Annotated in this window: 11 protein-coding genes; 10 read left to right on the top strand and 1 reads right to left on the bottom strand. The window is 71.2% G+C overall.

Annotated elements, in window-relative coordinates:
* Nucleotides 1-49 precede the first annotated feature (49 nt).
* The 4 genes from OG766_RS05570 (at nt 50) to nusB (ending at nt 3,726) form a co-directional block, all read left to right on the top strand.
* On the top strand, nt 50-892 hold the full coding sequence (locus OG766_RS05570; RefSeq protein WP_266375809.1) for a Pro-rich N-terminal domain-containing protein: 843 nt from the start codon (nt 50-52) through the stop codon (nt 890-892).
* A 646-nt stretch (nt 893-1,538) separates the two neighbouring features.
* Nucleotides 1,539-2,654: an aminopeptidase P family protein gene (locus tag OG766_RS05565; RefSeq protein ID WP_266375810.1), complete on the top strand. Its 1,116-nt coding sequence runs from the start codon at nt 1,539-1,541 to the stop codon at nt 2,652-2,654.
* A gap of 71 nt (nt 2,655-2,725) precedes the next feature.
* Nucleotides 2,726-3,292, top strand: a complete 567-nt coding sequence (efp, locus tag OG766_RS05560; protein WP_266375811.1) for an elongation factor P — start codon at nt 2,726-2,728, stop codon at nt 3,290-3,292.
* Between the two features lie 2 nt (nt 3,293-3,294).
* Complete coding sequence (nusB, locus tag OG766_RS05555; protein WP_328724678.1) at nt 3,295-3,726, top strand: transcription antitermination factor NusB; 432 nt, start codon at nt 3,295-3,297, stop codon at nt 3,724-3,726.
* A gap of 267 nt (nt 3,727-3,993) precedes the next feature.
* On the opposite strand, the gene bldD is transcribed toward nusB, so the two are convergent.
* On the bottom strand, nt 3,994-4,494 hold the full coding sequence (gene bldD / locus OG766_RS05550; RefSeq protein WP_017945577.1) for a transcriptional regulator BldD: 501 nt from the start codon (nt 4,492-4,494) through the stop codon (nt 3,994-3,996).
* A 228-nt stretch (nt 4,495-4,722) separates the two neighbouring features.
* Between bldD and pyrR the strand changes: the two genes are divergently transcribed.
* The 6 genes from pyrR (at nt 4,723) to carB (ending at nt 12,671) form a co-directional block, all read left to right on the top strand.
* Nucleotides 4,723-5,298: a bifunctional pyr operon transcriptional regulator/uracil phosphoribosyltransferase PyrR gene (gene pyrR, locus OG766_RS05545; RefSeq protein WP_266375813.1), complete on the top strand. Its 576-nt coding sequence runs from the start codon at nt 4,723-4,725 to the stop codon at nt 5,296-5,298.
* Nucleotides 5,299-5,383: 85 nt separating this feature from the next.
* Nucleotides 5,384-6,370, top strand: coding sequence for an aspartate carbamoyltransferase catalytic subunit (locus tag OG766_RS05540; protein WP_266375814.1), 987 nt, complete (start codon nt 5,384-5,386; stop codon nt 6,368-6,370).
* 2 nt (nt 6,371-6,372) lie between these two features.
* Nucleotides 6,373-7,659: a dihydroorotase gene (locus tag OG766_RS05535; protein WP_266375816.1), complete on the top strand. Its 1,287-nt coding sequence runs from the start codon at nt 6,373-6,375 to the stop codon at nt 7,657-7,659.
* On the top strand, nt 7,656-8,234 hold the full coding sequence (locus OG766_RS05530) for a PH-like domain-containing protein (protein WP_266375818.1): 579 nt from the start codon (nt 7,656-7,658) through the stop codon (nt 8,232-8,234). The genes OG766_RS05535 and OG766_RS05530 overlap by 4 nt, the downstream gene beginning before the upstream one ends.
* Nucleotides 8,231-9,370 carry a glutamine-hydrolyzing carbamoyl-phosphate synthase small subunit gene (gene carA / locus OG766_RS05525; protein WP_266375819.1) on the top strand — a complete coding sequence of 380 codons (1,140 nt, stop codon included), beginning with the start codon at nt 8,231-8,233 and terminating at the stop codon, nt 9,368-9,370. The genes OG766_RS05530 and carA overlap by 4 nt, the downstream gene beginning before the upstream one ends.
* On the top strand, nt 9,363-12,671 hold the full coding sequence (gene carB, locus OG766_RS05520; RefSeq protein ID WP_266375820.1) for a carbamoyl-phosphate synthase large subunit: 3,309 nt from the start codon (nt 9,363-9,365) through the stop codon (nt 12,669-12,671). The genes carA and carB overlap by 8 nt, the downstream gene beginning before the upstream one ends.
* The last annotated feature ends 34 nt before the right edge of the window (nt 12,672-12,705 follow it).

The raw sequence follows: 12,705 nt of genomic DNA, 5'->3' as shown, positions 1-12,705 counted from the left end.
CAACTGCCGCCCGACCAGCGTGAAGTCGTACGAGACGGAGTGGCACCGGATGCAGCACGCAGTGGGAGCTCCGCTGCCGCCCGACGGGCCGGGACACCTCCCGGGTCCCGTTCCCGGATCCATACCCGGGCCCGGCACCACGCCCGGATGGGAGCACCAGGCGCAGCACCCCGGCCCCGCGCCGCAGGGGCCGCCCACCGCCGGCTGGAGCGGCCCGGCCCCTCAGCAGGCGCCGATGCCGCCCTCGCCCGACACCACGGGCCACGTCCAACTGCCGCCGGGCGGACCGGTTCCCCTGCCCGCGCCCTCGCCTCCCGCCGACACCGGCACCGGCGCCGCCCCGCTCGCGGTCCTGCTGATCGGCCCCGCGGGCGCGGGCAAGACGACCGTCGCCCGCCACTGGGCGCGGAGCCGACGTGTCCCCACCGCCCACATCAGCCTCGACGACGTCCGCGAATGGGTCTGCTCCGGCTTCGCCGACCCCCAGTCCGGCTGGAACGACCAGTCCGAGGCCCAGTACCGGCTCGCCCGCCGCACCTGTGGCTTCGCCGCGCGCAACTTCCTGGCCAACGGCATCTCCTGCATCCTCGACGACGCCGTCTTCCCCGACCGCCCCGTCGTCGGCCTCGGCGGCTGGAAGCGTCATGTGGGCCCCGGGCTGCTGCCCGTCGTGCTGCTGCCCGGCCTGGAGATCGTCCTGGAGCGCAACGCCGCGCGCAGCGGTAACCGCCGGCTCTCCGACGAGGAGGTCGCCAGCATCCACGGCCGCATGGCCGGCTGGTACGGCTCGGGACTGCCGATCATCGACAACTCCCAGTGCGACGTCGAGACCACGGCCCGCATCCTCGACGACGTCCTGGCCCGCGCCATCGCGAGCCCCCCGGCCTGGTAGGACGGACACGCTCCACCCCGCGGCCGGTTCCGTCGGCCGGAGCGAAGGACCGTGCCCCCGGCCTGGTAGGACGGACACGCTCCACCTCCCGGCCGTTCCGCCGGCCGGAGCGGAGACCGGGCGTGTTGGTCAGGCCAGGTCCGGCCGGCCCGGCCGGTGCGCCCACCCGGCCGTTGCGCCGACCGAGATGGAGACCGGGTTCACCCTGGCCACCGGGCGTGCACCGTTCCCGCCGTTCCCCCTGGGCCGCCGGCCCCGGCTGGTCGGTTGTCCTGCCGGGCAGCCGAGGACCGGCGCTCCGGGGCGGCCGGTCGCCCGCGAGTCCGGCCGCGGGCCGTCCCCGGGCAGATCGGGGAACAGCCAGGACGGACACCGTTCCGCCCAGGGCCACCGGTCGCGCCGGCCGCGCCGCCCGGCTGGGCAGCCGAGGACCGGCACTCCGGGCCACCCGGTCGCCCGCGAGTCCGGCCGCTGGCTGTCCCCAGACAGATCGTGGACCAGGGTCGCCGGGCCCCGCGTCACCCGGTACGCCTCCACCCGGCGCGCCCGCACGGCGGTGGCGGCGACGCCCCCGGGCAGAGGGGCGCGCACCCCGCTCGGACGCGCTCGGACGGCCGGATCGGCTCCGCGCTCTTAGGCTCGTGACATGTCCGAGGTGTTCGCTGCCCGCCGCGCCCGGCTGCGCGACCGCTGTGTCGCGGCCGGCAGCGCAGCGGCGCTGATCTCCCGGCCCGCCAACGTCCGCTATCTCGCAGGCGGCGCCCCACCCGGCGCCGTGCTGCTGCTGGGACCCGCAGGCGACACCGACGACGTCCTGCTGTGTCCCAGCGCGCCCACCGGCGACCCCGTCGAGGGACGCATGGACGAGCAGCTGCGGCAGATCGTCCTGCCCACCGACGGAGGAGACCCGGCCGTCGCCGCCGCGCGGTCCGCCGACACCGACGGCGCGGACTCCCTGGCCGTGGAGGAGAACCACCTCACCGTCGCCCGCCACCGCGCCCTCGCCACCGTCACCCCGCATCTGCGCCTGGCCGACCTCGGCGGCGCCGTCGAGCAGCAGCGGATGGTGAAGGACGAGGACGAGATCGCGTGCCTGCGCATCGCGGCCGAGATCACCGACCAGGCCCTCGGCGAGCTGCTGGAGTCCATCCTCGTCGGCCGCACCGAGCGGCACCTCGCGCTCGAGCTGGAGCGCCGCCTCGTCGACCACGGCGCCGACGGCCCCGCGTTCCCCACCTCCGTCGCCACCGGCCCCCACGCCGGCCGCGGCGGCCACCGCCCGTCCGACCGGCGCGTCGAGGAGGGCGATTTCCTGTCCGTCTGCCTCGGCGCCAACTACCGCGGCTACCGCTGCGAGATCGGCCGTACCTTCGTCATCGGCACCACTCCCGCGGACTGGCAGATCGAGCTGTACGAACTCGTCTTCGCCGCTCAGCGGGCCGGCCGCGAGGCCCTCGTGCCCGGTGCCGGGTACCGGGACGTCGACCGCGCGGCACGCCACGTACTGGACGCGGCGGGCTACGGCGAAGGGCTCGCGCCCTCGACCGGCCACGGTGTAGGACTGGAAATCGACGAGGACCCGCAGCTGGCACCTGCGGCCATGGGTAAACTGGACGCTTGTGTGCCGGTCACCGTCGAACCGGGGGTTCACCTCCCGGGCCGGGGCGGAGTCCGGATCGATGACACGCTCGTCGTGCGCCAGGAGGCGGACGGCGGACCCGAGCTACTCACCATCACGACCAAGGAGCTGCTCGCGCTCTAGCCGAGCTCGCAGCGCGTACCTTCGCTTCTCCTCGGTCGTCCACCAGCGTCAGTCCAGGAGATTCCGCAACCGTGGCTTCCACGAACGACCTCAAGAACGGCATGGTGCTCAAGCTCGACAACGACCAGCTGTGGTCCGTCGTCGAGTTCCAGCACGTCAAGCCCGGCAAGGGCCCGGCCTTCGTGCGCACCAAGCTCAAGAACGTGCTGTCCGGCAAGATCGTCGACAAGACGTTCAACGCCGGTGTGAAGGTCGAGACGGCCACCGTCGACCGCCGCGACATGCAGTTCTCGTACATGGACGGCGAGTACTTCGTCTTCATGGACATGCAGACGTACGACCAGCTGCATGTGTCGCGCGCCGCTGTCGGCGACGCCGCGAACTTCCTCATCGAGGGCTTCACCGCCACCGTCGCCACCCACGAGGGCGAGGTGCTCTACGTCGAGCTCCCGGCCGCCGTCGAGCTGGTCATCCAGGAGACCGAGCCGGGTGTCCAGGGCGACCGCTCCACCGGTGGCACCAAGCCCGCGACCCTGGAGACCGGTTACACCATCCAGGTCCCGCTCTTCATCACCACCGGTGAGAAGATCAAGGTCGACACCCGTTCCGGCGACTACCTCGGCCGGGTGAACAGCTAACCGTGGCTGCCCGCAACAAGGCCCGCAAGCGTGCCTTCCAGATCCTCTTCGAGGCCGACCAGCGCGGGGCTTCCGTGCAGGAAGTCCTCGCGGACTGGATCCGGCACTCGCGGTCCGACGACCGTCAGCCGCCGGTCAACGAGTACACGATGGAGCTGGTCGAGGGGTACGCGGAGCACGCGCGCCGCATCGACGAGCTCATCGCCACCTACGCGGTCGGCTGGACGCTCGACCGGATGCCCGTCGTCGACCGCAACATCCTGCGGCTCGGTGCGTACGAGCTGGTGTGGGTGGACGAGACCCCCGACGCGGTGGTGATCGACGAGGCGGTGCAGCTCGCCAAGGAGTTCTCCACGGACGACTCGCCGTCCTTCGTGAACGGCCTGCTGGGCCGCTTCAAGGACCTGAAGCCGAGCCTCCGCCGCGGCGCGTAGGCCTCAGGCCGAGCCGAGCCACGAAGGCCCGCAGCACTGTGTGCTGCGGGCCTTCGGCCGTTTCCCGGCCCTGTCCGGGGCAGTGCGTGCCCTCGCGCGGCACCGGCGCCCGGCATGAACACCGCGCGGGGCGCGGCGCAGGGCGTCGCCCCGGGCAAGGCCACGAGGACGGCAGCGCCGCGCCGCGGCGTTGCCCCGAAACGCACGACGGGCCGGCAGGAAGCACTGCTCCCCCCGGCCCGGCGGCACGTTTCTGCAGGTGTGGCGTCAGCCTTCTTCGTGTGCGACAGCGCGCCGCGCATCCGCATCCAGCACACCCCAGCTGATCAGCTGCTCGGTCAGCACCGAGGGCGACTGGTCGTAGATGACGGCGAGCGTGCGCAGGTCGTCCTGGCGGATCGAGAGCACCTTGCCGTTGTAGTCACCGCGCTGGCTCTGGATCGTCGCCGCGTAACGCTGCAGCGGGCCGGCCTTCTCGGCGGGGACATGGGCGAGACGCTCCAGGTCCAGAACGAGCTTCGGCGGCGGCTCGGCGGCGCCGCCGGGCGTGGTGCCCGGAAGAAGCTCCTGCACCGGCACTCCGTAGAAGTCCGCAAGCTCGGCGAGACGCTGCACGGTCACCGCGCGGTCACCGCGCTCGTACGACCCGACGACGACGGCCTTCCAGCGGCCCTGGGACTTCTCCTCCACCCCGTGGAGCGAGAGCCCCTGCTGGGTACGGATGGCGCGGAGCTTGGCCCCGAGCTGTTTTGCGTATTCGCTGGACATATAGCTCCCCGGACGCTGTATCGCTGTATCAACGTGCGGCTCCGCCGCGCGGCTGGTCACTCACTGTGAGGTTACGCAGCGTTACTTGGCTGCGTCAAGCCGAATGGTCCGTACGACCCTCCCGAGGGGGATGACCAGCGGCGCCTCCCGGCCCTGGTACTGTTGACGGCGCAAATCCGACGTCCTTTAAGGTCCGTCCCGTGAGGCGGAGAAGGAGGTCCGTTTCTTATGGACGCCATCAGTTCCGATGTTGCTCGCCCCGTTCTCGAGGGCCCGGACATCGCGCGGGTGCTGACCCGCATCGCCCACGAGATCGTGGAGCGTGCCAAGGGCGCCGAGGACGTGGTGCTCCTCGGTATCCCGACACGCGGGGTCTATCTTGCCCGCCGTCTCGCCGAGAAGCTCGCCGAGATCACCGGCCGCACCATCCCCGTCGGGTCCCTCGACATCACCATGTACCGCGATGACCTGCGGCTTCGTCCTGCCCGTGCCCTCGCACGCACGGACATCCCGGCCGAGGGCATCGACGGCCGTCTGGTCGTCCTCGTCGACGACGTGCTCTTCTCCGGCCGCACGATCCGCGCCGCCCTCGACGCGCTGAACGACATCGGCCGTCCGCGCGCCGTCCAGCTGGCGGTCCTCGTCGACCGCGGCCACCGTGAACTGCCCATCCGAGCCGATTACGTCGGCAAGAACCTCCCGACGTCGCTGCGGGAGACGGTCAAGGTCCTGCTCGCCGAGGAGGACGGTCGCGACACCGTGCTGCTCGGGACGCAGGAGACCGCCCCGGCCGGCGAGCAGTAGCACTCCCGTACGGCCCCATCCCGCCCTACGGGCCCGCCTGCGCGCCGGCATGCCCGCACACCTCCACACCCCGGAGCACACCCAGATGAAGCGTCACCTCATCTCGGCCGCCGACCTCACCCGCGACGACGCCGTTCTCATCCTCGACACCGCCGAGGAGATGGCCCGGGTCGCCGACCGGCCGATCAAGAAGCTGCCCACCCTGCGCGGCCGTACCGTCGTCAACCTCTTCTTCGAGGACTCGACCCGGACCCGGATCTCCTTCGAGGCGGCCGCCAAGCGGCTCTCCGCCGACGTCATCAACTTCTCCGCCAAGGGCTCCTCGGTCTCCAAGGGCGAGTCTCTGAAGGACACCGCGCTGACCCTGGAGGCGATGGGCGCCGACGCCGTCGTCATCCGCCACCACGCCTCCGGCGCCCCCTACCGCCTCGCCAACTCCGGCTGGATCGACGGAGCCGTCGTCAACGCCGGCGACGGCACCCACGAGCACCCCACCCAGGCGCTGCTGGACGCCTTCACCCTGCGGCGCCGCCTCGTCGGCAGGGACGAGGGCCTGGGACGTGACCTGGACGGCCGCCGCATCACGATCGTCGGCGACATCCTGCACAGCCGCGTCGCCCGCTCCAACGTCCATCTGCTGACCACGCTCGGTGCCCATGTCACGCTCGTCGCCCCGCCCACCCTGGTGCCGGTCGGCGTCGGGGCCTGGCCGTGCGAGGTCGGTTACGACCTCGACGACGTGCTGCCGAAGTCCGACGCCGTGATGATGCTGCGTGTGCAGCGCGAGCGGATGAACGCCGCCTTCTTCCCCACCGAGCGCGAGTACTCGCGCCGCTACGGCCTGGACGGCGACCGGATGGCCCGGATGCCCGAGCACGCGGTCGTGATGCACCCCGGCCCGATGAACCGAGGCATGGAGATCACCGCCGAGGTCGCCGACTCCGACCGCTGCACCGCCGTCGAGCAGGTCGCCAACGGTGTGTCGATCCGCATGGCCGTCCTGTACCTGCTGCTCGGCGGAGCCGAACCCGCCGCTGCCGCCACCCACGCCCGTACCGAGGAGAGCAAGTAACGATGAGCAAGATCCTGATTCGTGGCGCGAAGGTGCTCGGCGGCGAGGCGCAGGACGTCCTGATCGAGGGCGAGACCATCGCCCGGGTCGGCGCGGGCCTGGAGGCCGACGGCGCCCAGGTGGTCGAGGCCGAGGGCCGGATCCTGCTGCCCGGCCTGGTCGATCTGCACACCCACCTCCGCGAGCCGGGCCGTGAGGACTCCGAGACCGTCCTCACCGGCACCCGCGCGGCCGCGAGCGGCGGCTACACGGCCGTGTTCGCCATGGCCAACACCTTCCCCGTCGCGGACACCGCGGGCGTCGTCGAGCAGGTGTGGCGGCTCGGCAAGGAGCACGGCTACTGCGACGTCCAGCCCATCGGCGCCGTCACCGTCGGCCTGGAGGGCAAGAAGCTCGCCGAGCTGGGTGCCATGCACGACTCCGCCGCCGGCGTCACCGTCTTCTCCGACGACGGCAAGTGCGTCGACGACGCCGTGATCATGCGCCGCGCGCTGGAGTACGTGAAGGCCTTCGGCGGCGTCGTCGCCCAGCACGCGCAGGAGCCCCGCCTCACCGAGGGCGCCCAGATGAACGAGGGCGTCGTCTCCGCCGAGCTGGGCCTCGGCGGCTGGCCGGCCGTCGCCGAGGAGTCGGTCATCGCCCGCGACGTCCTCCTCGCCGAGCACGTCGGCTCCCGCGTCCACATCTGCCACCTCTCCACCGCCGGTTCCGTCGAGATCGTCCGCTGGGCCAAGTCCCGCGGCATCGACGTCACCGCCGAGGTCACCCCGCACCACCTCCTCCTCACCGACGAGCTGGTCCGTACGTACAACCCGGTCTACAAGGTCAACCCGCCGCTGCGCACCGAGCGCGACGTCATGGCGCTGCGCGAGGCCCTCGCCGACGGCACGATCGACATCGTCGCCACCGACCACGCCCCGCACCCGCACGAGGACAAGGACTGCGAGTGGGCCGCGGCGGCCATGGGCATGGTCGGCCTGGAGACCGCGCTTTCCGTCGTCCAGCACACGATGGTCGAGACCGGCCTGCTGACCTGGGAAGGCGTGGCCGACCGGATGTCGTTCACGCCGGCCCGCATCGGCGCCGCGGAAGGCCACGGACGGCCCGTCTCGGCTGGTGAGCCCGCCAACCTCACGCTGGTCGATCCGGCATACCGTGGAAACGTGGACCCCGCGGGCTTCGCCTCCCGCAGCCGCAACACGCCCTACGAGGGTCGCGAGCTGCCGGGTCGCGTCACCCACACCTTCCTGCGGGGCCGGGCGACGCTCATGGACGGGAAGCTGGCGTGACACCACTCATCATTCAGGCGGCCGAAGCGGCCGAGCGGAAGTCCGCGGAGGTCACCGACTGGGCCGCGCGCCTCGGCTGGGTCGCCGGGCTGCTGCTCTTCATCGCCCTCGTCTACTGGCTGATGCGCCAGGGCTGGAAGTGGCGCGGTGAGCTCCAGTCGGGTCTTCCCGAACTGCCCGTGGCGCCCGAGAACGCGGGTGAGGCGAAGCTGCGGCTCAGCGGCCGCTACCACGGCTCGACGACCGCCGGGCAGTGGCTCGACCGGATCGTCGCCCGGGGCCTGGGCAACCGCAGCCGCGCCGAGCTGACCCTCACCGACGCCGGAATCGACGTCGTACGCCCCGGTGCCGCCGACTTCTTCATCCCGGCCGCGGCCCTGCGCGAGGCCCGCCTCGACAAGGGCATCGCCGGCAAGGTCCTCGCCGAGGGCGGACTGCTGATCGTCACCTGGGCGCACGGCGACACACAGCTCGACTCCGGCTTCCGCTCCGACCACGCGGCCGAGCACGCCGCCTGGGTCGAAGCCGTCAACTCCATGATCACGACCGACACCACGGAAGGCGCCGCACGATGACGACCTCCACCAGGGGAACCCGCGTTCCCGCCGTACTCGTCCTGGAGGACGGCCGTATCTTCCGCGGCCGCGCCTACGGGGCCGTGGGGGCGACCTTCGGCGAGGCCGTGTTCTCCACCGGCATGACCGGCTACCAGGAGACCCTCACCGACCCGTCGTACCACCGCCAGGTCGTCGTGATGACCGCCCCGCACGTCGGCAACACCGGCGTCAACGACGAGGACTCCGAGTCGCAGCGCATCTGGGTGTCCGGCTACGTCGTCCGCGACCCCGCCCGCATCCCCTCCAACTGGCGCGCACAGCGCTCCCTGGACGAGGAGCTCGACCGCCAGGGCGTCGTCGGCATCAGCGGCGTCGACACCCGCGCCCTCACCCGTCATCTGCGGGAGCGCGGCGCCATGCGCGTCGGCATCTTCTCCGGCAACGCGCTGCCCGACGAGGGCACGATGCTCGCCGAGGTGCGCCAGGCCCCCGAGATGAAGGGCGCGGACCTGTCCGCGGAGGTCGCCACCAAGGAGACGTACGTCGTCCCCGCGATCGGCGAGAAGAAGTTCACCGTCGCCGCCGTCGACCTCGGCATCAAGGGCATGACCCCGCACCGGATGGCCGAGCGCGGCATCGAGGTGCACGTCCTGCCCGCCACCGCCACCGCCGAGGACGTCTTCGCGGTCGGCCCCGACGGGGTGTTCTTCTCCAACGGCCCGGGCGACCCGGCCACCGCGGACCACGCCGTCTCCGTCATGCAGGCCGTCCTGGAGCGCAGGACGCCGCTGTTCGGCATCTGCTTCGGCAACCAGATCCTCGGCCGGGCGCTGGGCTTCGGCACGTACAAGCTCAAGTACGGCCACCGCGGCATCAACCAGCCCGTGCAGGACCGTACGACCGGCAAGGTCGAGGTCACCGCGCACAACCACGGCTTCGCCGTCGACGCCCCGCTCGACAAGGTCTCCGAGACCCCCTACGGCCGCGCCGAGGTCTCCCACGTCTGCCTCAACGACAACGTGGTGGAGGGCCTCCAGCTGCTCGACCAGCCGGCCTTCAGCGTCCAGTACCACCCCGAGGCGGCCGCGGGCCCGCACGACGCCGCGTACCTGTTCGACCGCTTCGTTTCCCTGATGGAGGGCCAGCGTGCCTAAGCGCACCGATATCCAGTCCGTCCTGGTCATCGGCTCCGGCCCGATCGTCATCGGCCAGGCCGCCGAGTTCGACTACTCCGGCACCCAGGCCTGCCGGGTCCTCAAGTCCGAGGGCCTGCGCGTCATCCTGGTGAACTCCAACCCGGCGACGATCATGACCGACCCGGAGATCGCCGACGCCACGTACGTCGAGCCGATCACCCCCGAGTTCGTCGAGAAGATCATCGCCAAGGAGCGCCCGGACGCCCTCCTGCCCACCCTCGGCGGCCAGACCGCGCTCAACACCGCGATCGCCCTGCACGAGTCCGGCACCCTGGACGAGTACGGGGTCGAGCTCATCGGCGCCAACGTCGAGGCCATCAACAAGGGCGAGGACCGCGAGCTCTTCAAGGACGTCGTCGAGGCCGTCAACCGCAAGATCGGCCACGGTGAGTCCGCGCGCTCGGTCATCTGCCACACCATGGACGACGTCCTCAAGGGTGTCGACACCCTCGGCGGCTACCCCGTCGTCGTCCGGCCCTCCTTCACCATGGGCGGCGCGGGCTCCGGCTTCGCCCACGACGAGGACGAGCTCCGCCGCATCGCCGGCCAGGGCCTGACCCTGTCTCCCACCACCGAGGTGCTCCTGGAGGAGTCCATCCTCGGCTGGAAGGAGTACGAGCTGGAGCTGATGCGCGACAAGCACGACAACGTCGTGGTCGTCTGCTCCATCGAGAACTTCGACCCGATGGGCGTGCACACCGGTGACTCGATCACCGTCGCCCCGGCGATGACGCTGACCGACCGCGAGTACCAGATCCTGCGGGACATCGGCATCGCCGTCATTCGCGAGGTCGGCGTCGACACCGGCGGCTGCAACATCCAGTTCGCCGTCAACCCCGAGGACGGCCGGGTCATCGTCATCGAGATGAACCCGCGCGTGTCCCGGTCCTCCGCGCTGGCGTCCAAGGCCACCGGCTTCCCGATCGCGAAGATCGCCGCCCGGCTCGCCGTCGGCTACACGCTGGACGAGATCCCCAACGACATCACGGAGAAGACGCCGGCGTCCTTCGAGCCGACGCTCGACTACGTGGTCGTCAAGGCGCCTCGCTTCGCCTTCGAGAAGTTCCCCTCCGCCGACGCCACACTCACCACCACCATGAAGTCCGTGGGCGAGGCCATGGCCATCGGCCGCAACTTCACCGAGGCGCTGCAGAAGGCCCTGCGCTCCCTGGAGAAGAAGGGCAGCCAGTTCGAGTTCACCGGCGAGCCGGGCGACAAGGACGAACTGCTGCGTGAGTCGGTCCGCCCGACCGACGGCCGGATCAACACCGTCATGCAGGCCATCCGCGCCGGAGCCACCCAGAGCGAGGTCTTCGACGCCACGAAGATCGACCCCTGGTTCGTCGACCAGCTCTTCCTGATCAAGGAGATCGCCGACGAGCTGGCCGCCGCCGAGAAGCTCGACCCCGAACTCCTCGCCGACGCCAAGCGCCACGGCTTCTCCGACGCTCAGATCGCCGACATCCGGGGCCTGCGCGAAGACGTCGTCCGCGAGGTCCGGCACGCCCTCGGAATCCGCCCGGTCTACAAGACGGTCGACACCTGCGCCGCCGAATTCGCCGCGAAGACCCCGTACTTCTACTCCTCCTACGACGAGGAGACCGAGGTCGCGCCCCGCGAGAAGCCCGCGGTGATCATCCTGGGCTCCGGCCCGAACCGGATCGGCCAGGGCATCGAGTTCGACTACTCCTGCGTCCACGCCTCCTTCGCGCTCAGCGAGGCGGGCTACGAGACCGTGATGGTCAACTGCAACCCGGAGACCGTCTCCACCGACTACGACACCTCCGACCGGCTGTACTTCGAGCCGCTCACCCTGGAGGACGTGCTCGAGATCGTCCACGCCGAGTCCCTCGCGGGCCCCATCGCCGGTGTCGTCGTCCAGCTCGGCGGCCAGACCCCGCTCGGCCTGTCGCAGGCCCTCAAGGACAACGGCGTCCCGATCGTCGGCACCTCCCCGGAGGCGATCCACGCCGCCGAGGACCGCGGAGCCTTCGGCCGTGTCCTCGACGACGCCGGCCTCCCCGCGCCCAAGCACGGCACCGCCACCACCTTCACCGAGGCCAAGGCCATCGCCGACGAGATCGGCTACCCCGTCCTCGTACGCCCGTCGTACGTGCTCGGCGGCCGCGGCATGGAGATCGTGTACGACGAGACCCGGCTGCAGTCGTACATCGCGGAGTCCACCGAGATCGGCCCCGACCGGCCGGTCCTCGTCGACCGCTTCCTCGACGACGCCATCGAGATCGACGTCGACGCGCTCTACGACGGCACCGAGCTCTACCTCGGCGGCGTCATGGAGCACATCGAGGAGGCCGGTATCCACTCCGGCGACTCGGCCTGCGCCCTGCCCCCGATCACGCTCGGCGGCTTCGACATCAAGCGCCTGCGCGCCTCGACCGAGGCCATCGCCCGCGGGGTCGGCGTACGCGGACTGATCAACATCCAGTTCGCGATGGCCGGCGACATCCTCTACGTCCTGGAGGCCAACCCGCGCGCCTCCCGCACCGTCCCCTTCACCTCGAAGGCGACCGCCGTGCCGCTGGCCAAGGCCGCCGCCCGGATCTCGCTCGGCGCCACCATCGCCGAACTGCGCGAGGAGGGCCTGCTGCCCGCGAACGGCGACGGCGGCACGCTCCCGATGGACGCGCCGATCTCCGTCAAGGAGGCCGTGATGCCGTGGAGCCGCTTCCGCGACATCCACGGACGCGGCGTCGACACCGTCCTCGGCCCGGAGATGCGCTCCACCGGCGAGGTCATGGGCATCGACACCGTCTTCGGCACGGCGTACGCCAAGTCGCAGGCGGGCGCCTACGGACCGCTGCCCACCAAGGGCCGCGCCTTCTTCTCCGTCGCCAACCGCGACAAGCGCTCGATGATCTTCCCGGCCCGGGAACTCGTCGCGCACGGCTTCGAACTGCTCGCCACCTCCGGCACCGCCGAGGTGCTCAAGCGCAACGGCATCCACGCCACCATCGTGCGCAAGCAGTCCGAGGGCGAGGGCCCGGACGGCGAGAAGACCATCGTCCAGCTGATCCACGACGGCCAGGTCGACCTCATCGTCAACACCCCGTACGGCACCGGTGGCCGCCTCGACGGCTACGACATCCGCACGGCGGCCGTGGCGCGCAGCGTCCCGTGCCTGACGACGGTCCAGGCGCTCGCCGCCGCCGTCCAGGGCATCGACGCGCTCAACCTCGGCGGTGTGGGAGTCCGTTCACTCCAGGAACACGCGGAACACCTGATCGCGGCCCGCGACTGACAGCCCACAAGGGGGACACCGGAAACGGTGTCCC

It is taken from the genome of Streptomyces sp. NBC_00259 (assembly GCF_036181745.1).
GTDB classification, from domain to species: domain Bacteria; phylum Actinomycetota; class Actinomycetes; order Streptomycetales; family Streptomycetaceae; genus Streptomyces; species Streptomyces pratisoli.
Note: the sequence above shows the minus strand (reverse complement) of the source record. Positions and strands in the feature narration are given on the sequence as shown.

Coding starts and splice junctions, on each gene's coding strand:
- OG766_RS05570 (WP_266375809.1), top strand. CDS start 50: ATGCAGCACGCAGTGGGAGCTCCGCTGCCGCCCGACGGGCCGGGACAC.
- OG766_RS05565 (WP_266375810.1), top strand. CDS start 1,539: ATGTCCGAGGTGTTCGCTGCCCGCCGCGCCCGGCTGCGCGACCGCTGT.
- bldD (WP_017945577.1), bottom strand. CDS start 4,494: ATGTCCAGCGAATACGCAAAACAGCTCGGGGCCAAGCTCCGCGCCATC.
- pyrR (WP_266375813.1), top strand. CDS start 4,723: ATGGACGCCATCAGTTCCGATGTTGCTCGCCCCGTTCTCGAGGGCCCG.
- OG766_RS05540 (WP_266375814.1), top strand. CDS start 5,384: ATGAAGCGTCACCTCATCTCGGCCGCCGACCTCACCCGCGACGACGCC.
- OG766_RS05535 (WP_266375816.1), top strand. CDS start 6,373: ATGAGCAAGATCCTGATTCGTGGCGCGAAGGTGCTCGGCGGCGAGGCG.
- carA (WP_266375819.1), top strand. CDS start 8,231: ATGACGACCTCCACCAGGGGAACCCGCGTTCCCGCCGTACTCGTCCTG.